Origin of the sequence: Bacillus sp. FSL R5-0523, assembly GCF_037975295.1 — a bacterium.
GTDB lineage: Bacteria > Bacillota > Bacilli > Bacillales > Bacillaceae > Bacillus > Bacillus subtilis.
Window position 1 is genome coordinate 2,072,728 of the sequence record NZ_CP150251.1, and the last position, 24,416, is coordinate 2,097,143.

Annotated in this window: 27 protein-coding genes, 1 other RNA gene and 1 pseudogene; 9 read left to right on the forward strand and 20 right to left on the reverse strand. The window is 40.6% G+C overall.

The window, feature by feature from the left end; genetic code table 11:
- Nucleotides 1-81: 81 nt before the first annotated feature.
- The 3 genes and pseudogenes from yobK to NYE53_RS10295 all read right to left on the reverse strand — a co-directional run bounded on the left by yobK (nt 82) and on the right by NYE53_RS10295 (nt 2,961).
- Entirely contained in the window at nt 82-540 is a 459-nt protein-coding gene (gene yobK, locus NYE53_RS10285; RefSeq protein ID WP_153529781.1) for a type VII secretion system immunity protein YobK, read from the reverse strand.
- A 9-nt stretch (nt 541-549) separates the two neighbouring features.
- Nucleotides 550-2,307 (reverse strand): annotated as a pseudogene (gene yobL / locus NYE53_RS10290) (LXG family T7SS effector ribonuclease toxin YobL).
- 99 nt (nt 2,308-2,406) lie between these two features.
- Entirely contained in the window at nt 2,407-2,961 is a 555-nt protein-coding gene (locus tag NYE53_RS10295) for an SMI1/KNR4 family protein (protein ID WP_339244613.1), read from the reverse strand.
- A gap of 127 nt (nt 2,962-3,088) precedes the next feature.
- On the opposite strand from NYE53_RS10295, the gene NYE53_RS10300 reads away from it, so the two are divergent.
- Nucleotides 3,089-4,525, forward strand: a complete 1,437-nt coding sequence (locus NYE53_RS10300) for a flavin monoamine oxidase family protein (protein ID WP_339244614.1) — start codon at nt 3,089-3,091, stop codon at nt 4,523-4,525.
- Between the two features lie 246 nt (nt 4,526-4,771).
- Here the strand turns inward: NYE53_RS10300 and csaA are convergent, their stop codons facing one another.
- The 7 genes from csaA to NYE53_RS10335 all read right to left on the reverse strand — a co-directional run bounded on the left by csaA (nt 4,772) and on the right by NYE53_RS10335 (nt 9,563).
- Nucleotides 4,772-5,104: a chaperone CsaA gene (csaA, locus tag NYE53_RS10305; RefSeq protein ID WP_339244616.1), complete on the reverse strand. Its 333-nt coding sequence runs from the start codon at nt 5,102-5,104 to the stop codon at nt 4,772-4,774.
- 64 nt (nt 5,105-5,168) lie between these two features.
- Nucleotides 5,169-5,894, reverse strand: a complete 726-nt coding sequence (locus NYE53_RS10310; protein ID WP_339248522.1) for a helix-turn-helix domain-containing protein — start codon at nt 5,892-5,894, stop codon at nt 5,169-5,171.
- Between the two features lie 14 nt (nt 5,895-5,908).
- Nucleotides 5,909-6,652, reverse strand: a complete 744-nt coding sequence (locus NYE53_RS10315) for a GNAT family N-acetyltransferase (RefSeq protein WP_033884020.1) — start codon at nt 6,650-6,652, stop codon at nt 5,909-5,911.
- A gap of 77 nt (nt 6,653-6,729) precedes the next feature.
- Complete coding sequence (locus tag NYE53_RS10320; protein WP_339244619.1) at nt 6,730-7,305, reverse strand: WHG domain-containing protein; 576 nt, start codon at nt 7,303-7,305, stop codon at nt 6,730-6,732.
- Between the two features lie 5 nt (nt 7,306-7,310).
- Nucleotides 7,311-8,012 (reverse strand): MBL fold metallo-hydrolase, encoded by a 702-nt coding sequence (locus NYE53_RS10325; protein WP_225722014.1) that lies wholly within the window; start codon nt 8,010-8,012, stop codon nt 7,311-7,313.
- Between the two features lie 76 nt (nt 8,013-8,088).
- Nucleotides 8,089-8,571: a GyrI-like domain-containing protein gene (locus tag NYE53_RS10330; protein ID WP_014480008.1), complete on the reverse strand. Its 483-nt coding sequence runs from the start codon at nt 8,569-8,571 to the stop codon at nt 8,089-8,091.
- A gap of 53 nt (nt 8,572-8,624) precedes the next feature.
- Nucleotides 8,625-9,563, reverse strand: a complete 939-nt coding sequence (locus NYE53_RS10335) for a YafY family protein (RefSeq protein WP_339244621.1) — start codon at nt 9,561-9,563, stop codon at nt 8,625-8,627.
- Nucleotides 9,564-9,768: 205 nt separating this feature from the next.
- Here NYE53_RS10335 and csk22 point away from each other — a divergent pair, with 205 nt between their 5' ends.
- Entirely contained in the window at nt 9,769-10,314 is a 546-nt protein-coding gene (csk22, locus tag NYE53_RS10340) for a mother cell-specific sporulation protein Csk22 (RefSeq protein ID WP_335388592.1), read from the forward strand.
- A gap of 26 nt (nt 10,315-10,340) precedes the next feature.
- Here the strand turns inward: csk22 and czrA are convergent, their stop codons facing one another.
- Complete coding sequence (czrA, locus tag NYE53_RS10345; RefSeq protein WP_003231284.1) at nt 10,341-10,664, reverse strand: Zn(II)-responsive metalloregulatory transcriptional repressor CzrA; 324 nt, start codon at nt 10,662-10,664, stop codon at nt 10,341-10,343.
- A gap of 192 nt (nt 10,665-10,856) precedes the next feature.
- Between czrA and NYE53_RS10350 the strand changes: the two genes are divergently transcribed.
- Entirely contained in the window at nt 10,857-11,534 is a 678-nt protein-coding gene (locus NYE53_RS10350) for a lysozyme family protein (protein ID WP_327829451.1), read from the forward strand.
- A gap of 89 nt (nt 11,535-11,623) precedes the next feature.
- Here NYE53_RS10350 and NYE53_RS10355 read toward each other — a convergent pair whose 3' ends face one another.
- Nucleotides 11,624-12,160 carry a DUF420 domain-containing protein gene (locus NYE53_RS10355; RefSeq protein WP_003231280.1) on the reverse strand — a complete coding sequence of 179 codons (537 nt, stop codon included), beginning with the start codon at nt 12,158-12,160 and terminating at the stop codon, nt 11,624-11,626.
- A 136-nt stretch (nt 12,161-12,296) separates the two neighbouring features.
- Entirely contained in the window at nt 12,297-13,079 is a 783-nt protein-coding gene (locus NYE53_RS10360; protein WP_339244624.1) for a VLRF1 family aeRF1-type release factor, read from the reverse strand.
- A gap of 170 nt (nt 13,080-13,249) precedes the next feature.
- Between NYE53_RS10360 and NYE53_RS10365 the strand changes: the two genes are divergently transcribed.
- The 5 genes from NYE53_RS10365 (at nt 13,250) to desR (ending at nt 17,859) form a co-directional block, all read left to right on the forward strand.
- Nucleotides 13,250-13,747: a GNAT family N-acetyltransferase gene (locus NYE53_RS10365; RefSeq protein ID WP_015714090.1), complete on the forward strand. Its 498-nt coding sequence runs from the start codon at nt 13,250-13,252 to the stop codon at nt 13,745-13,747.
- Nucleotides 13,748-13,812: 65 nt separating this feature from the next.
- Nucleotides 13,813-14,790, forward strand: a complete 978-nt coding sequence (locus NYE53_RS10370) for an LD-carboxypeptidase (RefSeq protein WP_339244628.1) — start codon at nt 13,813-13,815, stop codon at nt 14,788-14,790.
- A 160-nt stretch (nt 14,791-14,950) separates the two neighbouring features.
- The gene (desE, locus tag NYE53_RS10375; RefSeq protein ID WP_339244630.1) at nt 14,951-16,009 is read left to right on the forward strand and encodes a fatty acid desaturase DesE; all 1,059 of its coding nucleotides are present in this window, start codon (nt 14,951-14,953) and stop codon (nt 16,007-16,009) included.
- Between the two features lie 119 nt (nt 16,010-16,128).
- On the forward strand, nt 16,129-17,241 hold the full coding sequence (gene desK / locus NYE53_RS10380; protein WP_015251908.1) for a two-component sensor histidine kinase DesK: 1,113 nt from the start codon (nt 16,129-16,131) through the stop codon (nt 17,239-17,241).
- Between the two features lie 18 nt (nt 17,242-17,259).
- The gene (gene desR, locus NYE53_RS10385) at nt 17,260-17,859 is read left to right on the forward strand and encodes a two-component system response regulator DesR (RefSeq protein WP_004399356.1); all 600 of its coding nucleotides are present in this window, start codon (nt 17,260-17,262) and stop codon (nt 17,857-17,859) included.
- Nucleotides 17,860-18,466: 607 nt separating this feature from the next.
- On the opposite strand, the gene NYE53_RS10390 is transcribed toward desR, so the two are convergent.
- From NYE53_RS10390 to NYE53_RS10415, 6 genes are all read right to left on the reverse strand, one after another.
- Nucleotides 18,467-19,330: a LysM peptidoglycan-binding domain-containing protein gene (locus tag NYE53_RS10390; RefSeq protein ID WP_339244632.1), complete on the reverse strand. Its 864-nt coding sequence runs from the start codon at nt 19,328-19,330 to the stop codon at nt 18,467-18,469.
- Nucleotides 19,331-19,577: 247 nt separating this feature from the next.
- Complete coding sequence (gene recQ / locus NYE53_RS10395) at nt 19,578-21,353, reverse strand: DNA helicase RecQ (RefSeq protein WP_339244633.1); 1,776 nt, start codon at nt 21,351-21,353, stop codon at nt 19,578-19,580.
- A 140-nt stretch (nt 21,354-21,493) separates the two neighbouring features.
- A non-coding RNA gene (ssrS, locus tag NYE53_RS10400) (6S RNA) lies at nt 21,494-21,680 on the reverse strand.
- Between the two features lie 236 nt (nt 21,681-21,916).
- Complete coding sequence (gene azoJ, locus NYE53_RS10405) at nt 21,917-22,543, reverse strand: FMN-dependent NADH-azoreductase AzoJ (RefSeq protein ID WP_339244635.1); 627 nt, start codon at nt 22,541-22,543, stop codon at nt 21,917-21,919.
- Nucleotides 22,544-22,693: 150 nt separating this feature from the next.
- Nucleotides 22,694-23,185 carry a TraR/DksA family transcriptional regulator gene (locus NYE53_RS10410; protein WP_014477068.1) on the reverse strand — a complete coding sequence of 164 codons (492 nt, stop codon included), beginning with the start codon at nt 23,183-23,185 and terminating at the stop codon, nt 22,694-22,696.
- 74 nt (nt 23,186-23,259) lie between these two features.
- Complete coding sequence (locus tag NYE53_RS10415) at nt 23,260-23,592, reverse strand: hypothetical protein (RefSeq protein WP_339244637.1); 333 nt, start codon at nt 23,590-23,592, stop codon at nt 23,260-23,262.
- Between the two features lie 77 nt (nt 23,593-23,669).
- Between NYE53_RS10415 and NYE53_RS10420 the strand changes: the two genes are divergently transcribed.
- The gene (locus NYE53_RS10420; RefSeq protein WP_015383862.1) at nt 23,670-23,897 is read left to right on the forward strand and encodes a hypothetical protein; all 228 of its coding nucleotides are present in this window, start codon (nt 23,670-23,672) and stop codon (nt 23,895-23,897) included.
- Here the strand turns inward: NYE53_RS10420 and yocM are convergent.
- Nucleotides 23,884-24,360, reverse strand: coding sequence for a salt stress-responsive protein YocM (gene yocM / locus NYE53_RS10425; RefSeq protein ID WP_003231255.1), 477 nt, complete (start codon nt 24,358-24,360; stop codon nt 23,884-23,886). The genes NYE53_RS10420 and yocM overlap by 14 nt on opposite strands.
- Nucleotides 24,361-24,416: the final 56 nt, after the last annotated feature.

Genomic DNA, 24,416 nt, shown 5'->3' on the forward strand with positions numbered 1-24,416 from the left:
TTTATGGATAAAACCATTATTTTATTTGGATTGAGGATGTGCAACTCAAGTGTATCTATTGAGCAATTGCAATACTTTTACTTAATCGTCCCAGTCTTCATCCTCATCCCAGTCATCTTTCGCTTCCTGAATCTTATTATAAAAAAATTCAATAAAGCTGTCTGCAACAGTATCTTGATAACCAATTACCCTATCCCATTCAACTACAGGGCATTCTCCGTCTTTCATTTTATTTGTATCTAGACAGTAAGCAAAGTAATCAACATCTTCAATAACCACAAGTCCATCAGTAAGGCCATAGTGTTCTTTATATTCATTAGTTCTATTTACAACTGATGCATGATCAAAGTTGTAACCTAAAACTAAAACGCCGAATAAACCACCAGCACCGTATTTTTCTAAAAACCATTTATAGCTATTGGGAAGATCGCATTGGAGGTTTTCTTCAATGCGACCAATGTTTTCATGACTTGCGCCTTCTGTAAATATAGCATTTTGTTTATTTTCATTAATAAAGTTCTCAACCTTTGAATAAACCATATAAGCACCTCAATTCTCATTTTCAAATTGTTTCGCTCTCCACTTCCAATATCTCTTTCTAAAGCTCTCGTATTGTGCTTTTAAAACCTTATCGTTTCTAAAACTTTCACCATCAGACTTAAGCTGATGAATGACATCACTATATTTTGTATGTAAACTGTTCGGGATTTCAAGCATTGGGCCAGGTTCTTCTTGAATCAAGTGATGTAGATTAATCTGTGTGCCATCTTTTGCATAAGGGGCATTCCCGTTTTTCATTAGCTGAAGATTTGTAACGCCGAATTCTGTTTTTTGATTAATATCTATATCTTTCATAGTATACACTCTTCGACTTACATCTTTAACTTTCCCCTTCGCCTTTACCTTCCCCTTTATATCATACGCTTCATACTTTTCTTTATTTAGCCATGGGGGACTTATCTTTTGGCCAGTAAACGGTTTTCTTGTTCCATCTGGTATTTTCTTCGCATTAGTCAAAAGTTCATTCTTAAGGTTTTGGCTATCAACCACATTGTATGGCACGTTATCTGCTAGAGCAAGCTTATACTTAGGGTTGTAAGGCAGCAAATCTGGAATCTTAACGTCCTTGATTTTCTTACCTGCTTGACTTGCTTTATTTATTACCTTGCCCGCTGCATCTGCTTTGTTAATGGCTCCTGCACCTTTGGTTCCAAAAACAGCTACTGCCACTGAACCAACAGCATAGGTAACCCATCTTGATCTAGAATAGGCATCTCCATTCACCATATCCTTTTGATATGACTCTTCTATTGCTGCTGAAATGGCATCGTAAGTTTTCACTGGATGAATAACTGCATTCCCCAGTGCTGAGAGTGTTTCTCCTGGATCGGTGATGAAATCCCATATGCCGGTTACAGTGTCTTTACCAACATCATATAAGCCTACTCCTACACCTTTTACGATATCCCAAGTGATTTCTCCTGCTCCTTCTAGTTGCTTCGCTTGTTCAATTTGCACTGCAAGCTGTACTTGAGCTGGCTCCAGATTCTCGTACCCTACTTTCTTAGCAATCTCTAAATATTCATCAGGGTCAGAGACACCGTCATTAAGTTTTTTCTTTAATTCCTTGATTTCACGTTCCTTTGCTTCTTCTTTCTTCACGCTTAAGTAAGCTTCAGAATGCTTCTCTATATCGCCTTTTTTCTTATGTATGTCACTTTCTCTATACGCTTTGGCGTTATAGTGAATCGGAGTGGCGTTCTTCCCTTTGCCTGTTGATTCCTGCAGCTTTTTAAAATCTTGCTGGATGAACTGTTCGTTAGGCTCTGTTTCGACGTATTCTGTTTTTAAATCCTCATCAAGCTTGTTTAGCTTATCGATTGTTTTTTCACGTTTGTCATCTGCAGAAGAAAGTTTTTCTTTGAAGTCTTCTATTGAAAATATTTCAAGGGGAAGAATATCATTGATGTCGTTTAATATGTCTTTCATTGCTTTTTTCTGTTCAGACATAATGGATTTTGATTTTGTATAGGCTTTAGCCAACTCGTGTTCTAAAAAGGATTCTTCTATGTAAGCATCAGACATCTTAGCATCTTCAAGTTTTGCAGACATGCTGCTTAAGAAAGCAATCTTCATGTCAATTAAATCAATCCATTGATCAGTAACACCGACATGATCATGATAAAATGCTTTAATGTTGTCAGCACCCTTGCCTGAAAACTCACTGTCATCTAGGGTAGTTCCTTATACTCTTTGGTTCTTTTATCGGCCTCAAAGGAGTAATGAATCAGCCTCAAATACCTTCATATCATTTCTCCTTCCTAGACTACTCTATGTAGGTTTTACCACAGTAATCTATTTGAATAACAGAAAAAGACAGCCAAAATGACTGTCTTATACATCACACTATCTTGTTCTATAATAATTTTCTGCGGTATAGTAGCGCCAATCCCAAAAAGATTCCCCATTGCATTGTATATACCGATCTAGAAATATCTCAAAATTTAAATTTAATGGTGTATACTCTCCTATTGCTAATATAAACAGATAGTTGGGATCCCCTTTATCCAATTTATCTTTGTCGATCATCAAATGACACCCTTCTAATAAGTGACCAATTGGGATACCATTGATACCCTCAAACAAAGCCTCATATTTTAATTCTTCTTCAATCTCTTCAAGGCTAAATAAATAAAGTCCTCCACCTATATTCTCCCCATCAGAAAGAATTTCAAAAATTTTCGCACCGTTATGTAGTGTCAAGAACTTCTGATAATCCTCTGGAAGGGTAAGCTGGTGTTTAGCCTCAAAGCTTTGAATGTCATTCAGGGTTGCTTTGTCCGGTGAAAAAGTAACAAGGAACTCCATGATGTCACCTTCTGAACAAAACGATTTAATGGCTCCTTTTACATCTAAAAGACTTTTCAAGCCATTTACCGTCTTATGAACAAAGTTAGTCACATACATCACCCCTTTATTTCCTTTTAACAATAACCTTTCAAATTCCAAAAGATGTGAACAGATCGTGATAGGTGCTCTTTTCAGTGAATATAATGCAATAAATTCTAAAAAGAGGTGCCTTCAAAAAGTGAATTCTCTAATGAATGATGACATGGTAAAGATCATTCGAAATGGCCTTAGCGCATCGCAGCATCCAAAGCGCATTCTTGTTGTAGGAGCTGGATTGTCCGGGCTTGTATCAGCATCATTGCTGAAAAATGCCGGTCACAGAGTAACGATTCTCGAAGCGAGCGGCAGAGCGGGCGGCCGGGTCTGCACTTTGAGATCTCCCTTTAGTGATGATTTGTATTTCAACGCTGGCCCGATGCGCATACCGAATAACCATTCGTTAACCTTAGAATATATCAAAAAATTCAAATTGCCAACAAATGTATTTACCAACAGAACCCCGATGGACATTATTTATGCAAATGGAATCAAAACACGTCTCCAAGTTTTTGAACGAGCTCCTGGAATATTGAGATATCCAGTTGCACCAAATGAACAAGGGAAAACGTCTGAAGAGCTGATGCTTTCTTTACTGCAGCCTATTCTAAATTTTATCAATCAAAATCCAGCGAGAAATTGGCGGATTGTCGAAGAACAATACAAAAATCATTCGTTAAGCTCTTTTTTAAACACGTATTTTTCATATGGTGCGATCGATATGATCGGTGTACTTTTGGATATGGAAGCGTATATGGGGATGTCCCTTGTTGAAGTATTGCGGGAATCTATCTTTTTTTCATCGCCCGCTCACTTCTATGAGATAACTGGCGGCATGGATCTGCTGCCTCACGCGTTTCTTCCTCAATTAAAAACAAACATTCTATACCATCAAAAAATGATGAAAATGTCTCAGGGTGAAAATAGGGTTACGATCCATTGTCAGCATCAACAAACGGCAGAATTCACATCATTCACAGCTGATCTCGCTATTGTAACCATTCCTTTTTCAACATTGCGATTTGTAAAAGTCGAACCATACCATTCATTCTCGTACTATAAACGAAGGGCAATCCGTGAGCTAAACTATATCAGTGCAACAAAAATCGGCATAGAGTTTAAAAGTCGATTTTGGGAAAAAGCCGGTCAGCGCGGCGGCAAATCTATTACTGATCTTCCGATTCGTTTTTCATATTATCCAAGCAGAAATATTGGAGCAAATGGACATGCCGTCATTCTGGCGAGTTATACTTGGGCTGATGAGGCACTAATATGGGACAGTCTTTCAGAAGGAGAGCGAATCCAGTATACTTTACTGAATTTATCTGAAATCTATGGTGATATTGTGTGGTCTGAATTTGTGTCTGGCACTTCTTTTAGCTGGAGCCAGTACCCGTATTCTGCAGGAGGTTTTACAGCTTTCGAACCAGGACAAGAATTAGAGCTGTATCCCTATATTCCTGTCCCTGAGGGCAGAATTCATTTCGCCGGAGAACACGCCTCACTCACTCATGCGTGGATGCAAGGCGCGATTGAATCTGGAATACGTGTTGCTTATGAGGTCAATCGCTTACCTTAGATCATGCTCACCTTTTGTACTAAAAGATTATTACATTTCATATAATAAGATCTTGATTAGACGAACAAATTCAATCACTATAACAAAGTAATCCTTGCATTCCTTCGCTCTCCATGCTATATTCATATAGCGATGAGCTGAATTGTGTAAGCCGATGTACATGCCTTTACGGCACACACGAATGTGGCGTGTGGTGCATCGCCTCAATACGCAAAAGACGTTTGCCTTAGGCAAACGTCTTTTGCGTTATCCGATTTTTGTGCCGTTTGGGACAGGCTGATCCGGCTGCAAAAGGACGACGTCGGCCTGGCCGGGTATGCCGCCGAGGACCAAGACTTCCGATTTAAATCCGGCGATCCGGCGGGGCGGAAAGTTCACGACTGCTATGACTTGCTTGTTGACGAGACCTTCCGGCTGGTAACGCTTCGTGATCTGCGCACTCGATTGTTTTATGCCGATTTCTGTCCCAAAATCTATTACAAGCTTGATTGCCGGTACTCTTGCTTCAGGAAATTCTTCCGCTTTTACAATTGTTCCCGTTCTGATATCCAATTTCTCAAAGTCTTCAATGACTGCCATATCAATAACTCCTTTTTCTCCTATTGTAAAGGAGATATTCAAGATTCGTTTAACCAAATAGCCATTATTTTTTATCTGAATATAAGGTGTTTCGATACAGGCGGGGCGGCATTCCTGTGCTTTTTGTGAACCATCTTGTAAAAGAAGAAAGGTTTTGAAAGCCCAGCGCCTCGCTCACGACGGTAAGGGTTTCATTTCTCTCCATCAGCATTCGTTTTGCTTCCTCAAGGCGAAGGTCGGCAATATAGTGCTGCGGGGACTTCCCTGTCTGTTTTTTGAACCAGCTTGAATAGTAAGCTGGGTGATAATGCTCGAGTTCTGCCAGCTTCTTAATCGTCAGCCGCTCAAATAAATGGCTGTGAATGTATGCAATTGAGGCATAGCTATGGGATTGAAGCTTTTCTTTTATGTATTGTACTAGCATATGAAGCGAGTTGGCTGTTCCGGCCTTTGCTTCCTCTGTCAGCAAGTACCTGATCGAAGACCAGAAAGGATCGAGTGCAGCTTCAATTCCCGATCCTGCACGATACTCATCAATTTTCATTGCATGAAGCGGAACATCCAGTACAAGACATTCATTTCTTCCGATAGAACGGAAGCGATGCTCACACTGCGGCGGAATATATAAAAAATGGTCCGGATTTAATTTCACCTGGCGCCCCTCAGTCTCAAGATCTATACTCCCTTCAAGCGGAAAAAGAAATTGGCTGTACGCGTGCTTATGTGAATGATAAAGGCGTGTGTATGTCCGTTTTTCGCAAATTATCTCTTGAAGCGAGTCCATTAGCAAACACCTTCCTTTGCTCATCTTTTAATCCGGTAATGGTGTTCCGATATAGGCGAAAATCCGATTTTTTCATATAAAGAAACTGCCGCCAGATTTTCTTTCATCACTTGTAAAAACATGCGTTCCGCTCCGTTGTTTTTTGCCCATTCAGTCAATACCCTGATCACTTGGGTTCCTGCCCCTTTTCCTCTGTGCTCCTCAGCTACAACGATATTACTAAGTCCGCCATAACCATCAATGACAGAAACCGTGCCAAGCGCTGTCAGGCTTTCTTTGTCATACATCTTGAAAAAAGTTTTACACGGCGGCATGCGTTCGAAAATGTGTTTGTAACCTTTGTGACGCTCGGGTGAAAACCCTTCTAATTGAATAAATTCATCTATCCAAACAGATGATGGCTCTTGTTCCCACTTGTATGTAAATCGGCTGTTGTCATTTGTTCGGCTCATAATTGACCGGCACAACGCTGTCATCTGGAAGCACTCGTCTACCTTTTCATAACGGCTGTCTGCCAATGCGTCATCAAGCCCTTTCGGTGATGCGTTGCTAATATGAAAACAAACAGGTAAGCCTAAACTTTGATAAAAAAGTTCGGCCTCTAGCTGAAAATCCCCTTCAGGCATATCCGCAGACGTCCATACGCTATTTGCCCTTTTGGTTACGCCAAAATTCGCTCTGAGAAGCCATTGCCCTATGCTTTTTTGAAAATAAGCCGGCCATGAAGCTGCCGCTAATCGTTCAATCTTGTGAATGTCATCCATTGCATAATGCCTCTCCCCTATGTATACTCCCTTGATATTATACAATATTCAGAAATATAAGACATCCATTTATTTGTTTACATAATATTTTTATTGTTTATTAATAATCCTGACAAAAATGTCCGAATTGAAAATGACAGGCTTTCTAAAATGTCCTCCTCACGTTCAAATGCTTCTTTTGCGATTAAAGCAGTAAAGCCATGCAGCAGGCTTCTAAGCCCCCTTGTCGCATGAATGGCAGTCTTTTCACTTGCATAGCCGTTTTCAATGAGCAGCTTCGTCACAAGACAGACAATTTGGTCAGAGACGATTTCCGTCCGTTTGTCCTGAACCTTAAGCAGAGCCGCTTCATAATATCCGGGATTTTCAATTGCAAAATCAACATATGCATGTGCTAAAGAAAGCATCGCGGAATCTCCCTTTAGTTCAGTTACGGAGTCCGCCATTTGATCAAAAAGCTTTGTCAGTCCTCTAACAGCAAGTTCTGCTCTGATCGCTTGCAGCCCGTTGATATGGTTATACAATGACGGGGAGCGTACATTCATTTTTTTAGAAAGTGCCGCAAGTGAGACACCATTTACCCCTTCCTGATCGGCAATCTCCGCTGCAGCGTCTACAATCATTTTTTGGGTCAAACCTATTCTCGGTGACATGCTCATCATCCTTTCTTTGCTTTTTGGATTGCCTGTCTCATCCGCTCTGAAGGTGATCGCAGGAATTTTCCATGTCCGACAGCGAGACAGGAAGGCGCCTTATCTGCGAGCAATTGTGCACTTTTGATGGCCTCCTCCTTATTCCATGTGGCGAAAGCGGGAAAAGGAAACGTCCATTTTATCTGGCCTGATACAGCGATTCCTCCGTGCAACTGAAACGCATCTCCTGCTATTAAAGTGCCGTTTCTTGTATCAAGAAATGACATGCTGCCCGGTGTATGGCCCGGTGTTGGAATGGCAAGCAGAGAACCAATTGTTTCACCGCCCGTCAGCAGTTGGTGAGGCTTTGTTTGTATGTGTTTCGGAATACCTCCTTTTATAGGCGTCTGCGGCTCATCTTGCCGCAAGGATGTGTCACCTTGCAGCAAGAATGAATCCCGTTCCGAGATCATGACCTTTGCATGCGGAAATGTTTGTGCCAATGTATCCAGTGATCCGACATGGTCCCCATGTGCATGAGTCAGTAAAATATGCTGAAGCGGTTTTCCAAGCTGATTCACAGCTTGAATAATCCCTTTATAGCTGCCTGGCAGTGCGGCATCAATAAGGGTGACTTCGTTTTCTTCCTCTACTAAATAGCAATTAACCGGAAACAATGCTGGAAAAAAAGTCAGCTGCCAAACCGTTTGGTACTGAGTCATTCTCATCTTTTTATTCCTCCTAATAAAAACTAATGGTGTTAGTTTTATTATTAACTAACACCATTAGTTTTTCAAGAGTTTATTATTTTTTTATCGCTACATAAATGTTAACTTGTGCTCGCTGTGGCACTGCGGCACTTTGATCATACATCTCAAAGTCACCTGTAAACGTGCGCAGATGCCGCTTATCCCAAGTCCAAATTTCCTTCCACGTTTCAAGCACAATCTCTTCAATAGGGCCGATTCTGGAAGTGAAAACGGCGTAAGCGGAAGCCGGCAAATCAATGTTTTCATATGGTCCCGGAAGAATGTCGTCGTATTCCTGAAACGTTCCGACTGAAAACGTATAAAACCCATTCGTCTCTTGTTCATAATTCGAATATAAGGCAATAATGCTCTTGTCTTTTTCAGCCTGTGATAAAAGAGCGCTCATATCCTGCTTCCAGAATTGATCCCACAGTGCCGGAATCCTCCTTTCTTCCGTCATTTCCAGTGCGTTGCTTGTCCGTTGTGACAGTCCGGCAAATCGTTTCCGGTCTAAGTGTGTTATATGTGAAAAGCCCATACGATCTCCTCCTTTTTTTAAGATTATAGACAAAGAAACCTGACAACAGTGTGTCAGGTTTCATATATTTTTTGCATGTGATGAATGGTTTCTTTTACTTTCTCCCGTATATAAAGAGGCTGCAGAACCTCAATATCCTTTCCGAACTGGAGCAAAAAACCGATCAGCCATTGATCTTCTGGAAGTGAAATCACTGCCCGGCAGATTTCATCTTCATCACAGTGAAGGACATCATATCCGAACCATTCACCTATGCGCTGACGTGCTGCCGGCTGAACAAGAATAACCAATTCAGTTAAACGGTCCTTTTGGTACCAACTCTTATCCCATGGCAAAGTGTCCAGCTGAATGTCTTTTCTGATAAAGGTCTGATGTAAGATGGCCAGATCTTTCATCCGATTTAGTTTAAAAAAACGAAAATCATTTCTTACCAGGCAATAGGCATATAAATACCAGTGCCCCGCCTTGCAAACCAATGTATAAGGTTCAGTTTCCCGAAGTAGTGTTTCCCCGCTTGCGCTTGTATATGTAAAAGATATCGTTGACAATCGATCGATAGCAGCGCTGATATTCTCACGAAGCGCCTTTTGATCCTCGGTATGACCCCATGCCGTCATGTCAATAAACCATTTTTCTGTTTGGTGCTTAAATGCTTGAGCAGAGTGCTCCGGTATAAGGTGTTTAATTTTTTGATAGGCTGTGCTGTGAGAAATTGGTTCATACATAGATGAAACGCTTTGCAAAGCGGAAGCAATTGCAAACAATTCCTCCTCCTTCAGCCACTCTCTTTCAAGCCGATACGTTTCCATGATGCCAATTCCGCCCCCGGAACCCTGTGAGGTCACAATCGGAATACCAGCCCTATTGATCGTCTCAATATCACGGTAAATTGTTCTGACAGATACTTCAAACAGCTCAGCAAGCTCTGCAGCCTGCACTTGTTTTTTGCTGATCAATAACACAACCATCGCTAACAAACGTTCCAGTTTCATTCTGCGCACCTTTTCTTCTTGTATTTCCATCAAAACAATCATAACATTTTGATAAAGCTTGGGCATATCTATTATGCCGCCGAATACCCCTCGCATATGTTATGAAAACAGGGGTTTCCCCCTCTTTTTTGTGTTCAGTATTTTATTTCAGCTACTATTTCCAACCGGATAAGCATACACTTCTCAACGGAGGGGATTTCACATCATGCATTTTACACTTCAAAGCGTTTATCCTGCCATGATTATCATCTTTTTTCTGTATAAAAAAATTAAAAGGTCCATCGGATACCAGCCGCTGAAGCCCCGCTGGCTGTTCACCCGCATCATTCTTTTCTCGCTGTTTGCTTTTGGCCTTTCAATCTTCAGCGCCATCCACCCTTTTTTATATGGATATCTCATTTTGGGCATTCTTGGTGGATGGCTCCTTGTCTTTTTCGCTAAGAAAAACATCTCCTTTGAAAAACGCAGAGGAAAGATCTATTTTCGGACTCATATTTGGGTAGAGGTGATTCTCTTAACTTTATTTCTATCAAGATTTCTGTATCGAGTGACGGAGCTTTATCTTACCTCACCTGATCTAAACAGCCTTGGATCATACAGTCAGTCAATCGGAACGGACCCTCTGACAATTGGCGTCTGTTTTCTGATAGCCGTTTATTATATCGGTTTTTCTTCTTTTGTCATCAAGCTCAGCAGAAACGAACTCGAACAGCACGAATACAATAAAGAAAAAGACATCCTTGCCCGCTAACAGCGAGTTAAGCAAGGATGTCTTTTTCAATCATGCTGTGTATGATGGATCATTTGCTGAAGAACATCTAAAACATGTTCATCCTCCGGAGAGTAATAAATCGATGTTCCTTCTCTGCGCGATTTGACAAGCCGAAGATTTTTCAAAAATCTAAGCTGGTGGGACACGGTGGATTGCAGTAAATTCAGCTTTTCTGCAATTCCGTTTACAGCATGCTCACCCTGGGACAATAAATGGAGAATCCTGATTCGGGTTGGATCAGAAAGCGCTTTGAATGTTTGCGCGACTAGAAACAGCGTCTCCTCGTCCAGATCAGCAGCCGATTGTTCCGTTTCTCTAAATTCAGTCATATGTATCACCTTTCTTTATTCATAGTTTTATCTTATAACAAATGCGCTTGAGTGCAAACCAGCCTGCTTGTATTCCATTTCAATCTCATAGTTTAAATTTATGTTTCAAATCAGGTTTTTACTTGGTCTGATTTGTCGTTCTATGTCATAATAAAAAGGTCATACTGCTCCAAACATTGAGGGTGAAACACAGTGAAGAAAAAGAGAAAAGGCTGTTTCGCTGCCGCGGGTTTTATGATGATTTTTGTCTTTGTCATCGCCTCTTTTTTATTGGTCCTGCTTTTTTTCAACCGGGATTTAATCAAAAAACTTCCGATCGATACGAAAACGATTGTTTTAGAACGTTTAACCGATTACAAACCCTTGGTGGAAGAAGAGCTTGAAAGCCAAGGACTCTCTCATTATACATCACTCATATTAGGCATGATGTATCAGGAGTCAAAAGGAAAAGGCAATGATCCCATGCAGTCCTCTGAATCTCTGGGGTTAAAACGCAATGAGATAACAGACCCTCAACTCAGTGTTAAACAAGGCATCAAGCAATTTACCCTCATGTACAAGACCGGTAAGGAAAAAGGCGTGGATTTGGATACCATTATTCAAAGCTACAACATGGGGGCAGGTTACATTGATTTTGTAGCTGAACATGGAGGAACGCATACTGAGGAATTGGCAAAACAATACTCCGAGCAGCAAGTCAAAAAAAATCCTGATCTGTATACTTGCGGGGGAAATGCGAAAAATTTCCGCTATCCGTATTGCTACGGTGATTATACGTATGCAGAAAAAGTAAAAGAAAAAACAAAAACTGTTGAAGAATCTTTGCAGGTTGCAACACTTGAAACCATGGAATCCAAGGCTCATGAATAAGAGTCTATCAATTTACTGACAAAAGCCCAAAAATGAATTTGGGCTTTTGCCATGTTTACATGTAAAAAAAGCCATACTGAGTATGGCTTTTAATAATACGGTGAAATCATCAAATATACAATAACGCCTGTAAGGCTTACATACAGCCATAGAGGCATTGTCCATCTCGCAATTTTTTTGTGGCGCTCTACCTGCATGCTGAAGCCTCTGATCAGCGTAAACAGCGCAAGCGGCACAATGATTGCAGAAAGGCAGATATGTGTAATTAAAATAAAGAAATAAATCGGGCGCATAATACCTTCTCCGCCATAGAGCGTGTTTTCCGCAATCGAGTGGTACGTCACATAGCAAATCAAAAATAGTAATGTTGTTGTGAATGCGGCCAAAATAAAGCGTTTGTGAGCTTTGATATTTTTCTGTTTAATCATAATCAGCGCGGCCAATAAGAAGATAAACGTAAAGCTGTTGAATATCGCATTCAGCATTGGCAAAATGTGAATATTCGCATGGCTGAACTGATCTAATTTAGGCATAAAAAACAGCACTGCGATTAAACCGTTAATCAGAACTGTCAGCGTAAGGACAATCCCCGTGTAATTTTTCGGTTTATTTTCTGTTTGGTTCATTTGGTGACCTCTCCTAATTTGTACTGGCTATCCAAATCGTATGCAAATTCAAAGAAGATGTCAACGGTTTCGATTGCTTCGTCAGAAATTAGACACACTTCAAAGGCCGGAGGCTATTAGCCCCGGCCTGTTAGGTTTACGCCTCTTTTATCAAATGTTCAATGACCTTATGTTCATTTTCATTCAGCAGGTTCTTTTGAATTTTCGAATTGATGGGTTTATTCATATGCTGATCCAAGATATCGGCCGTTTCTTTATCCCCGGCAATAACCATTCGTTCCCATCTTTTCGCGGCAGCTTTTTGATCAAGGCTGGCAGCCAGCCGCTTATACAGTCTCGATTGGTTCTCTGTTACATGTTCCCTCATCCGGTTCTCTTCAAATGGTGGCGCTTTGTCTACAGCGGAATAGCTATTCTTCCAAGACTCATTGATCATATCATACTCATAACGCTCCACCGCCTCAATTTTTCCTAAAACGGTTTCAATAATTTTCACTTCATGCTGCTGAGTTAAAATAAACGCCGTACTTGGGTATGCCTTGCGCAATTCCTTCAGCTGATCCAGGACAGCTGTTTCTTCCCAGTAAAATCTTGTATCTACAGGGACTTGAAGCTTAATAGGTTCCCATATGCCGCTGTCGGAAACAAAAAACACGAGACTGCGGGGCATGTCTTTTCCCATTGCATTCAAGTATTGATTCATTTTAGCCCTGATTCCATCCAGACACTTTTCCTCCTCTGGATCACTAGCTGCCAAATACTCTTTTAATCGGCTGAATCCTGACTTTAGGGCAATCTTCCATTCTCCCCCCTGCTGCTCTGGATCTCTCATGTCTGTATTGAGATACAGAGAGAGAATTTTATCCGGCGGTTCCAATTGGACATACTGTAATTTGTTAATCAATGAATCAATCGCCATTCCGATTCCTCCTTTTTCACAGGTTAGTTTTCTTTTTCCTCTCTTAAAAACGATCAAACCTGACTTTCCGCTAATTTCTAGTAATAATGGAATTGTTGTTTACAATACGCCTCTCTTCTAATACAATTGGTAACTGTGTTTCTAAGCTGTTTTTTGAAAGGAGTTTGATCTTGTTTACTATTAAAGAAAAAAATCGTCAAGAGCTTGAAGAAGAACTAAATGATTTAGAATTTCAAATTTATCGCATGCAGGAGAATATGAAGGATTTATCTAAAGATGCCAAAGTGCTTGGTATTGATCAATCGAAACATGATGAGTGGATGATTGTTTCCTCGATTGATGATGGCCAAACATGCAAAATTATGCTAACTGATTGTAAAACGGCATACCGAGGAAAAGGCTGTTTTTCACTTGTAGCGTCTTACAAGGACGATGCCATTCATATAGGGGATATAAAAGGCCCTCCGAATCACGGGTTTGGCTCCATTTGCATGAAATATTTAAAAGATATTGCAAGAGACCATAATATACCGAAAGTCACCGGAGACATCGCCAAACGGGATTGGAATCATGTAGACCGGCTGATTCACTTTTATGAAAAACATCACTTCAAAGTTTGTATCGATCATGATACCCAATCCGGCAGCATTAAGTGGGTTGATTTGTAAAAAAAGTCTGGAAGAAAGAGCCAAGATATGCTGTAATGGTATAAAACCATTGATGGAGGGGTTCTATGTACGCCTCAAAACTGAAAAAGGGAGACGAAATCCGGATCGTGTCTCCCGCGACCAGCATGTCTATATTATCAAATGAAGCAAAAATCCAAGCAAAAACGGCGTTAGAACGTTTAGGTTATCGGGTAACCATCGCTGAACACGCAAATGAATGTAATGAATTTGATTCATCCTCTATCGAGTCAAGAGTCAATGATCTGCACGCTGCCTTTTTTGATCCAGGCGTCAAAGCGATTTTAACGACACTCGGAGGGTTTAATTCAAATCACCTGCTGCGCTATCTTGATTACGAGAAAATCAAACGACATCCTAAAATCCTGTGCGGCTATTCCGATATAACCGCTCTTTGCAACGCTATTTATCAAAAAACGGGTCTTGTTACGTATTCAGGTCCCCACTTCTCAACATTTGCAATGAAAAAAGGACTCGATTATACAGAGGAGTATTTTCTTTCTTGCTGCGCTTCAGACGATTCGTTTGAAATTCACCCCTCAAGTGAGTGGAGCGATGATCGCTGGTTTTTGGATCAAGAAAACAGGCGTTTTTATCCTAATAACGGCCCTGTTGTAATCCAAGAAGGTTATGCGGAAGGCACTTTAATTGGCGGAAACTTATGCACGCTTAATTTGCTGCAGGGTACGGAGTATTTTCCTGAAACAGAACATACTATTTTATTGATTGAAGATGATTATATGTCAGACATCCACATGTTTGACCGCGATCTGCAATCACTCATCCACCTCCCCGCTTTTTCACATGTAAAGGCGATTTTGATCGGCAGATTTCAGAAAGCATCAAACGTATCAATGGATCTTGTAAAAGCCATGATCGAAACAAAAAAAGAATTATCCGGCATCCCGATCATCGCAAATATAAATGCCGGACATACTTCGCCAATTGCCACGTTCCCTATAGGAGGAACATGCAGGATTGAAGCTATTTCGGGCACATCACGAATATGGATTGATAAACATTAATCAGCTTGTAAATTTTTTTACAAGCTTTTTTAGCGCAATCGGTTATGCAAGCCGCACGCGACATGACAAATGTCATATAGGAGGCATGATGTGTGCTACTACAAAGATATCTTCCTCTTTCGTATACTTAAGCGAGACACACAATGAGAGGATACTTACTATGACTGAACAAACCATTGCACATAAACAAAAACAGCTGACAAAGCAAGTCGCTGCATTTGCTCAGCCTGAAACAAAAAACAGCCTGATTCAGCTTTTAAACACGTTTATCCCATTCTTCAGCCTATGGTTTCTTGCTTATCTCAGCCTCGATGTCTCCTATCTTCTTACGTTAGCATTAACGGTGATTGCCGCAGGTTTTCTGACAAGAATTTTTATCATCTTCCATGACTGCTGCCATCAATCTTTTTTCAAACAAAAACGCTATAACCACATTCTCGGTTTTCTGACAGGTGTCCTGACTTTATTCCCGTATCTTCAATGGCAGCACAGCCATTCGATTCATCATGCAACTAGCAGCAATCTGGATAAACGCGGAACAGGAGACATCTGGATGTTAACAGTAAACGAATATAAAGCTGCATCCAGACGAACAAAGCTTGCATACAGACTTTATAGAAACCCGTTTATCATGTTTATTCTCGGACCGATTTATGTTTTTCTGATCACGAACCGTTTTAACAAAAAAGGCTCAAGACGCAAGGAACGTGTAAACACATACCTTACGAATCTGGCAATTGTCGCGTTGGCTGCCGCTTGCTGTCTGATCTTTGGCTGGCAATCGTTTTTACTGGTGCAAGGCCCGATATTTCTGATTTCAGGTTCAATCGGTGTTTGGCTGTTTTATGTGCAGCATACCTTTGAAGATTCTTATTTTGAAGCGGATGAAAACTGGAGCTACGTTCAGGCTGCTGTTGAAGGCAGTTCATTTTATAAACTCCCGAAACTGCTTCAATGGCTAACAGGCAATATCGGTTACCACCACGTTCATCATTTGAGTCCAAAGGTGCCTAACTATAAGCTTGAAGTTGCTCATGAACATCACGAACCATTAAAAAACGTACCGACAATCACCTTAAAAACAAGCCTGCAATCACTCGCGTTCCGTCTATGGGATGAAGATAACAAACAGTTTGTGTCATTTCGGGCTATAAAACATATACCTGTAAGCCTTCCGCCTGATTCACCAGAAAAACAGAAGCTGCGGAAGAATGCCTGATGATAAAGGAGGTCTTCTAATATACTAGAAGGCTTCCTTTTTATTGTTGGAGGGTGCATTCTGGCTTTCACAATGATAAAGTTACAAGTAAGATGAAAAGCTGAAAATGAGGTAAGATCATGATTAAAAATCATTTTACATTTCAAAAACTAAACGGGATTACGCCCTATATATGGACGATATTTTTCATCCTCCCCTTCTACTTTATATGGAAATCATCATCTACATTTGTTATTATTGTCGGCATCATTTTGACGCTTTTATTTTTTTCGGTATATCGATTTGCTTTTGTCTCAAAAGGCTGGACCATTTATTTGTGGGGATTTTTATTAATTGGCATTTCAACCGCCTCCATTACCCTGTTCAGTTATATTTATTTTGCTTTTTTTATCGCGTATTTTATTGGAAACATTAAGGAACGCGTCCCTTTTCATATTTTATATTATGTCCATTTAATAAGCGCAGCCGTCGCAGCCAATTTCAGTCTCGTATTAAAAAAGGAATTCTTTCTGACACAAATTCCTTTTGTCGTCATTACCCTCATCAGCGCAATTTTATTGCCCTTTAGTATAAGAAGCCGCAAGGAGCGCGAACGGCTTGAAGAAAAGCTCGAGGATGCAAATGAACGGATTGCAGAACTGGTAAAATTAGAAGAGCGTCAGCGAATTGCCCGCGATCTCCATGATACGCTTGGGCAAAAGCTTTCTCTTATTGGTTTAAAAAGCGACTTAGCAAGAAAATTGATTTACAAAGATCCCGAACAAGCAGCTCGTGAACTGAAAAGTGTTCAGCAAACAGCGCGAACTTCTTTAAATGAAGTAAGAAAAATCGTTTCCTCTATGAAGGGCATCCGGCTCAAGGATGAACTGATCAACATCAAACAAATTCTCGAAGCAGCTGACATTATGTTTATCTATGAAGAAGAGAAATGGCCTGAAAATATCTCATTGCTGAATGAAAACATTTTGAGCATGTGCTTAAAGGAAGCTGTCACAAATGTCGTCAAACACAGCCAGGCTAAAACTTGCCGAGTAGACATTCAGCAGCTCTGGAAGGAAGTTGTGATTACAGTGTCTGACGATGGAACATTCAAAGGAGAAGAAAATTCCTTTTCAAAAGGACATGGCTTACTCGGGATGAGAGAACGGCTTGAGTTTGCAAACGGAAGCCTTCACATCGATACCGAAAACGGAACCAAGCTTACCATGGCAATTCCTAATAATTCAAAATAAACATAAAGGATGGCTTATATGATTAGTATATTTATTGCAGAAGATCAGCAAATGCTGCTGGGCGCTTTAGGATCACTTTTAAACCTAGAAGACGATATGGAAGTCGTAGGCAAAGGTACAACCGGCCAAGATGCTGTTGATTTTGTCAAAAAACGCCAGCCTGATGTATGTATTATGGACATTGAAATGCCCGGAAAAACAGGGCTTGAAGCTGCTGAGGAGCTAAAAGATACAGGCTGCAAAATTATCATCTTAACCACCTTCGCCAGACCCGGTTACTTTCAGAGAGCTATTAAAGCTGGAGTTAAAGGCTATTTGTTAAAAGACAGTCCGAGTGAAGAGCTGGCCAACGCCATCCGTAGCGTCATGAATGGAAAACGCATCTATGCACCTGAGCTGATGGAGGACTTATACAGCGAAGCTAACCCTCTTACAGATAGAGAAAAAGAAGTGCTTGAACTTGTGGCTGACGGTAAAAACACAAAAGAAATCGCTCAGGAACTCAGCATCAAAAGCGGGACGGTGCGGAATTATATCTCAATGATTCTAGAAAAGCTTGAAGTGAAAAATCGAATTGAAGCCATTACCCGGTCAAAGGAAAAAGGCTGGTTTAAATAAAAAAGGATCTTGGCATCTGCCAGGATCCTTTTTTTAACCTGAAATTCCCGTTTGAGAACCTCGCCGCAACCAGAAGAATTAAACTGATCCATATCCTCGCTCCTATGCCCGCTGAACGATTGCTTGGTTAACAGCCCAATAAAAGACTGGATTGAATGATATCCCTGTTAAAATAGTCGGCCATTGCACATCAGCAGAATTTCAGATATTGATTGTATTGTATTTTCAGTATGACAAAGTTGTGCCACTTCGCTCCCGAAGCTGCCATGCCCAACTGCAAGAGCCTAATAACACAATTAAAAACCGTCTGAAATCAATCCGAATCCGTCAATGGCATCTGCTACATCCAACTGCTTATTATCTGCCAAAAAAGATACAACACCAGCTCGTTTCGCTGATCAAAGATAGTAACAACCAGCTATAAATGTCATGATGCCGAATGTCTCTGTAATACGGAATCAATCTTTTAACCCGAGAGCCCCTGAATCGCACATAAAGAGAAAAACGGGACCACTTTCTTTTATCAGCATATGATATAAACAGCTCTAAGCAGAACAAAAAAAGACACAAGCCAAAAGCTCATGTCTTTTTATCACAATCTATATTATTAGTTTAAGACTTTAACTCTTACAGTTTTGACGCCCCAATTAGAAGCATCACTTTTACTTGGTACAAATACGTCGATTTTATTTCCTTTAATAGCGCCGCCAGTGTCTGCTGCTGTTGCTTCCCCGTAGCCTTCAACATAGACTTTAGAACCTAGCGGAATTACATTAGGATCAACCGCAATAACTTTCGCGTTCGGGTTCTTATTTAAGTCAATGCCTGTAGCTGTAACGCCGGAAATGCCGCCGTCGTTAGCAGTGTAAGCAGTAGCAGTAACTGTTAGTTCTTTTGAAGCTTCTTGATTATTTGTATTTGATTGAACAGCCTTCTCCTCTGTGTTAACAGAAGTTTCTGCCTCAGCCTTTGTTTCTTGTTTAGGTTGCTGTTGTACAGCTTCTTGTTTAGGTTGCTCTTTTTGCACAGCCTCTTGTTTTGGCGCAGCTTGAGGTGCGTTTGTTTGCGCATTCTCAGTAGCTGTGTTTTCTGCTGTTGCCTGACCTTTTACTGAAAGAGTTGATCCAGCATAGATCATGTCAGAGCTTAAGTTATTCCAAACTTTCAGGTTGTTGACTGTCGTGCCGAATTTTTGAGCAATCTTAGAAAGCGTATCTCCCGCTTTAATTGTATATTGCCCAGTCGTGGTTGTTTCTTCTGAAGAAATGGTCAGTTTTTCTCCTGCAATGATTTTATCAGAAGTTAACTTGTTCCATTCTTTTAAGTCCTTTAGGTTCACTCCATTTTTCTGAGAGATTCCCCAGAGCGTATCACCCTTTTGCACCGTAATTTCTTTTGCAGAAGCGTGAGCTCCGAATGCAGTTGTTGAAAGTGCAGCAACTGCCACAAAGGACATAATCGTCTTCTTCATAAGTAAATCCTCCCTTGTTAGCTTTTTATTGGCGGCTAACAGGTGATATCGTAACACACGTAAATGTCAAATCAATAACAAAAAGATATGATTTAGATTACAGTTCCTTTACATGAAGGATTTCTCTCTGATGGAAAGACTTGCTGAACCCTTGATATAATAGGCTTAGCAGGTCTTTTTATTTTGAGGCGAAACAGAGAAAATAAAATGTGTTTTTTATAGAAAAAAAGATTGTTTTTCTGTTTTTTTAGTCTGTCATCCTTGCATAAGCTTGTATTTCTTGTAAAAAAAGCCGGCCGTATTTTGCTCTTTTTTGTTCTCCGACTCCTTTTATAGACAAAAGTTCATCATCATTTACGGGCTGTTTTCCTGACATTTCTTTTAACGTTTGGTCAGAGAAAACAACAAATGGCGGAACACCCTGCTCAGCCGCAATTTCTTTCCGAACCATGCGCAATCGTTCAAATAGCTCGTCATTTTCAGTAATCGCTGCCGCTTTTAACGCTTCTTTTCTCGCTACTGATAATTCTCCTTTCAGCACATTCCTTCCTTTACTGCTGACAAAAAGAGTCGGAAACGTTCCGTCTGACATCCTGATGAAGTCGTCAGAAATAAGAAATTCGATAAAATCGCTGATTTCGCCAACGGATTGGTGTTTTAATATCCCGTATGTTGAAAGGTCTGAAAAGCCGTTTTCAAGAACTTTTTTATTTTTGGAGCCGGCAAGCACCTGGGCAACCATCGTCTTGCCAAACCGTTCTTTCATGCGAATGATACAAGATAAGACCATTTGCGCCTCCCGCGTCACGTCATGGGCCGCTCTTGTATCGGTACAGTTTCCGCACTGTCCGCACGCATCAGGCTCCTTTTCTCCGAAATACATAAGGATAAAACGCTGCAGACAATCTTCGGTATGACAGTAGTCGACCATTTGTCTCAGCTTTTTTAAATCCTGCTTTTGTTTCTCTTCATGTTCTGATTGCTCAATTAAGAAGCGCTGTACCATAATATCCTGCGGTGAAAACAGGAGAACACATTCACTGGCAAGACCGTCCCGTCCAGCTCGTCCTGCCTCTTGATAATAGCTTTCCATATCTTTCGGAATTTGTGCATGCAGAACAAATCTGATATTTGATTTATCAATACCCATTCCAAAAGCAGAGGTTGCCACCATCACTTGAAGCTCATCATTTAGAAACCTTTCCTGCTGCTCTTTTCTCTCATCATCAGCCATACCTCCATGATACCGGCCTGCCCTGACATGATTTCGTTTCAATCTCTCATATATCCGATCAGCTTCTTTTCTGGTCGCTGTATAGACAATTCCTGCTTCATGCCTGTTGTTTTGCACATATTCGTCTATAAACCGATCTTTATTTTCTCCTTTTACTACTTTAAAGGTTAAATTCTCTCGGGAAAATCCGGTATATACCGTGTTTTCTTTTGGAATATGCAGCTGTTTGCAAATATCATCATGAACCTCGGGTGTGGCTGTTGCTGTTAACGCCATGATGACAGGCTTGTCGTGTAATTCACGGAACAAGATTTCAATATTCCTGTAGCTTGGCCTGAAATCATGGCCCCATTGAGAAATACAGTGCGCCTCGTCTATTGCGACCAAAGGAACATCTATGCCCTGCAAAATCCGGATAAACTCTGTGGACGTTAGTCGCTCTGGTGTAATGTAAAAAAGCTTATAAGCCCCTTCTTTGAGTCCGTTCAGCCTCTCATATATTTCCTGATTGGATTGTGTGCTGTTAATGTAGGCGGCGTTAATCCCCGCTTCTTCTAACGCATCAACTTGATCCTTCATCAAGGAAATCAACGGTGATATGACGATCGTCGTCCCTTCAAACATTAATGCCGGAATTTGATAGCAAATCGATTTGCCGCCTCCCGTCGGCATAATGCAGGCCGTATTTTGCCTCGCTTCCGTCACCAAGCGGATCGCTTCATCTTGGCCGCTCCGAAACTTCTCATAACCAAAATAATGAGCCAGAAGGGATTGGGCTCTATGTAACATAACGTGTAAACCTCGCTTTTCCTTGAATTTCTCCCATCATATCATAAAAAAGCGGCCTTCATTTCTTTCACACAAAAATGGAATATTCACTATACCAACCTTTTTAGATAAAATAAAAAGCCATTTCCAAAAAGGAAATGGCTTTCGCTACGTCTTGCCGTATGCAAGTAAGAAAGTTTTAAACCACCACTCCTCAAAGTGGGTGTTTGCAGAAACGTTCCTGTCGTCCTCTGCAATGGAGGCATGACATTCCGGCTTCGATATAAAACTCCCTATTACAGCTTAAAGGTTAAAACTTAATTAACAATACGCACAAAGTAGCTTCTTTAATATAGTACACCATCAGGCGGTTTTAATCAAGAGGTCAGAACAATTGTTTAGAAAAACTTTTTCCAGTGAATAAAACTGCTTTTTCTCCAAAATACCTGACAATTCGACAAACAAAAAATATATTACAATAAAAAAAACAGCCTTTTTCGCTAAAAGCGAATGATTATTTTCTTCTATATTAATGTGTATATACAAAAAGACTCCTATTTGAAACGATAGGAGTCTTGGCTTTATTAGAATTTTGCAGCAAGATCTTTTGCTTCTTGTAAACCTTTTTCAACGATTTCTTGCGCTTGATCAGGTGCTGCGTTATGTCCTTCGATGACAACTGTGTGCAAGTCTTGAACACCCCAGAAACCAAGAACTGTTTTCATGAAGTTTAATGACATTTCAAGTGCAGCCATTGGTCCTTCTGAGTAGACACCGCCGCGAGCGTTAAGAAGCGCAACTTTTTTGTCGCCCATTAAACCGACTGGTCCTTCTTGTGTGTATTTGAATGTAACGCCTGCGCGAGACAGATAATCAACATAAGTATGAAGCACTGCTGGCACTGTGAAGTTCCAAAGCGGGAATGCGAAAACAACTTTGTCAGCTTTTACAAACTGGTTCAGATATTTGTCAGCAATTGCTGCTTGTTTTTTCTCATCTTCTGTCATTTCCATTCCTTGACCTGCTTTAAATGTTCCGTTAATCATATCTCTGCCAAGGTAAGGAAGGTTTTCCTTATGAAGATCTAATTCAACCACTTCATCATTAGGGTTGTTTTCTTTATAAGCAGCTAAGAAAGCTTCGTAAAGTTTAGTTGAAACGCCTTCTTCAGCTGTACGGTCGCTTGATTTTACAAATAAAACTGTAGACATTTGTATTCCTCCCGGTAAACTTTTTATATTTACTTACAAATAGTATGTTACTTTCTTTTTTATGCAAAGTCAATCACTTTATTTTGAATATGAGATTTTTTTTCAAAAAAAAGCAAGTACATCTAATATCGGTGTACTTGCTTGCCATTTTTACTTCGAATCTTGTTCACGATCCAAGATTTCATACGTCTGCGAGCTTTTTTGATCAATTGTTTCTTTGTTGGATAAGTCTTTTACCTGTTCATGAAACTCTCTTTCATAAGAAGGAGCATCTGTCTCCAGATCATCCTCCACATCAGCTTGGGCCTCAACTGTCATTCTTGCATAAGGAACAGCTTCAAGTCTTTCGTAAGGAATCTCTTGACCGGTTTTTTCACACACGCCGTAAGTTCCGTCTTTCATCTTTTGTAATGCACGGTTGACCTCCTCTAACAGCTCCCGGTCAATCTCTCTCACTGTTTGGTCTGTCATCCGGTCTGTGACGAGCGTCCCGTGGTCTGCCATATGGTTGTCAACCCCATTGGAAAGCTCCCCCACTTCTTCCGTCATTGATTCTGTTTCCTTTTTCTCGCCAGACAATTCTTTTTGCATATCGAGCAATTTATGATAGAGATGCTGTGTTTGTTCTTTTGTCAGTGCCATGTATATCCTCTCCTTTCTATCCTGTTTCCCGTTTTGCCTTCTGTCAAACATGGGAACATCGATGGAAAGATGAGCTACTGCCTTTTTGAACGGATCGTGAACGCTGGCGTCGATGGTGCTTCAGGTTTTCGTTGGCACTTTTTGTCCTTCTCTTCTGGCGGTATATAATAGGTTGCGCCTATATTTAATCTGCCGCTCAGTTCATCAATGGTCAGCTCGCCGAATTCAAGATGATAGTCAATTTTTTCGACATTCAGCGTTTCAATATGTATATAGGTTTCTTCAGACTCCTGTTTGCTGCTTTGTTTTTGTTTCTCAATCACTGAGAGTCTTTCTTCACATTCACGCAGTTTGTCAAGTTCTGGTTTCAAGCAATGCCTGATCAGCGACCGGAACATTTTTTTCATGACATCACGACCCTTTGCATACTCCTCTTTCGTCTACATATATAATGAGGTATATCCCATAGAAAGGAGAGATTTTCATGCTTCCGACTAACATCAATATTTCTCATCTCAAGACTAACTCGATAGGCACCGGCTCATCCCTTACCTTTGGTTCTGCGGAGTTAAGGAACAGGTGCTCTGCTATCAAAAGAAATAACGGTTTTGGGGAACAAAATGCAGATGTTATTGTTATGGTCATTCCGATTGAATCAATTGATGACCGTGATGGGGCAGATGCACTCAGTATGAAAATCAATCATCAATAACAATGGTTTTCGCTTGACCTTCGTCTTTTTGAATAGTGATGTATAGGATTCCGTCTTTAAAAATGGCATTCATCTTTCCATGAAGATGATCGGAAAGCGGAATTTTCTTTTCAAAACTTCCGTATTTCCCTTCTTTTTGGCGAAAGTCCTGTTCATTAAAATAGGAAAAGCGCTGCCCCTTCACCACTAAATAATCTCCGTACGATAATATGTGAACGTCTTGTTTACGGTAGCCTGGAAGATAAATTAAAAACTGCACTTCCGCAACGGTATCTACAATATCCATGCTCGGAAATGAAGCATCTCCTTTCCCTCGCTGATCTTGCTGCGCAAACGGAAACGGAGATTGGCCATTTGTCATAAAAGGGGTTTTTTGGTCTTCATCAAATACCTGTTTCCAAAAGTCACCGCCATACATCTGCTGTGCGAATTCCATCCACTGCTTCATCTTTTCGAAATCCATTTGAAGCCCCCTGTCTTAACATACTTTATAACCGCCAGCATACAACTATAGAAAGG

Excerpts from the sequence above, each read along its gene's own strand:
- yobK (WP_153529781.1), bottom strand. The coding sequence starts at position 540 with ATGGTTTATTCAAAGGTTGAGAACTTTATTAATGAAAATAAACAAAAT.
- csaA (WP_339244616.1), bottom strand. The coding sequence starts at position 5,104 with ATGGCAGTCATTGAAGACTTTGAGAAATTGGATATCAGAACGGGAACA.
- NYE53_RS10315 (WP_033884020.1), bottom strand. The coding sequence starts at position 6,652 with ATGGATGACATTCACAAGATTGAACGATTAGCGGCAGCTTCATGGCCG.
- NYE53_RS10320 (WP_339244619.1), bottom strand. The coding sequence starts at position 7,305 with ATGTCACCGAGAATAGGTTTGACCCAAAAAATGATTGTAGACGCTGCA.
- NYE53_RS10325 (WP_225722014.1), bottom strand. The coding sequence starts at position 8,012 with ATGAGAATGACTCAGTACCAAACGGTTTGGCAGCTGACTTTTTTTCCA.
- NYE53_RS10330 (WP_014480008.1), bottom strand. The coding sequence starts at position 8,571 with ATGGGCTTTTCACATATAACACACTTAGACCGGAAACGATTTGCCGGA.
- NYE53_RS10335 (WP_339244621.1), bottom strand. The coding sequence starts at position 9,563 with ATGAAACTGGAACGTTTGTTAGCGATGGTTGTGTTATTGATCAGCAAA.
- csk22 (WP_335388592.1), top strand. The coding sequence starts at position 9,769 with ATGCATTTTACACTTCAAAGCGTTTATCCTGCCATGATTATCATCTTT.
- czrA (WP_003231284.1), bottom strand. The coding sequence starts at position 10,664 with ATGACTGAATTTAGAGAAACGGAACAATCGGCTGCTGATCTGGACGAG.
- NYE53_RS10355 (WP_003231280.1), bottom strand. The coding sequence starts at position 12,160 with ATGAACCAAACAGAAAATAAACCGAAAAATTACACGGGGATTGTCCTT.
- NYE53_RS10360 (WP_339244624.1), bottom strand. The coding sequence starts at position 13,079 with ATGGCGATTGATTCATTGATTAACAAATTACAGTATGTCCAATTGGAA.
- NYE53_RS10370 (WP_339244628.1), top strand. The coding sequence starts at position 13,813 with ATGTACGCCTCAAAACTGAAAAAGGGAGACGAAATCCGGATCGTGTCT.
- desE (WP_339244630.1), top strand. The coding sequence starts at position 14,951 with ATGACTGAACAAACCATTGCACATAAACAAAAACAGCTGACAAAGCAA.
- desK (WP_015251908.1), top strand. The coding sequence starts at position 16,129 with ATGATTAAAAATCATTTTACATTTCAAAAACTAAACGGGATTACGCCC.
- desR (WP_004399356.1), top strand. The coding sequence starts at position 17,260 with ATGATTAGTATATTTATTGCAGAAGATCAGCAAATGCTGCTGGGCGCT.
- NYE53_RS10390 (WP_339244632.1), bottom strand. The coding sequence starts at position 19,330 with ATGAAGAAGACGATTATGTCCTTTGTGGCAGTTGCTGCACTTTCAACA.
- recQ (WP_339244633.1), bottom strand. The coding sequence starts at position 21,353 with ATGTTACATAGAGCCCAATCCCTTCTGGCTCATTATTTTGGTTATGAG.
- azoJ (WP_339244635.1), bottom strand. The coding sequence starts at position 22,543 with ATGTCTACAGTTTTATTTGTAAAATCAAGCGACCGTACAGCTGAAGAA.
- NYE53_RS10410 (WP_014477068.1), bottom strand. The coding sequence starts at position 23,185 with ATGGCACTGACAAAAGAACAAACACAGCATCTCTATCATAAATTGCTC.
- NYE53_RS10415 (WP_339244637.1), bottom strand. The coding sequence starts at position 23,592 with ATGAAAAAAATGTTCCGGTCGCTGATCAGGCATTGCTTGAAACCAGAA.
- NYE53_RS10420 (WP_015383862.1), top strand. The coding sequence starts at position 23,670 with ATGCTTCCGACTAACATCAATATTTCTCATCTCAAGACTAACTCGATA.
- yocM (WP_003231255.1), bottom strand. The coding sequence starts at position 24,360 with ATGGATTTCGAAAAGATGAAGCAGTGGATGGAATTCGCACAGCAGATG.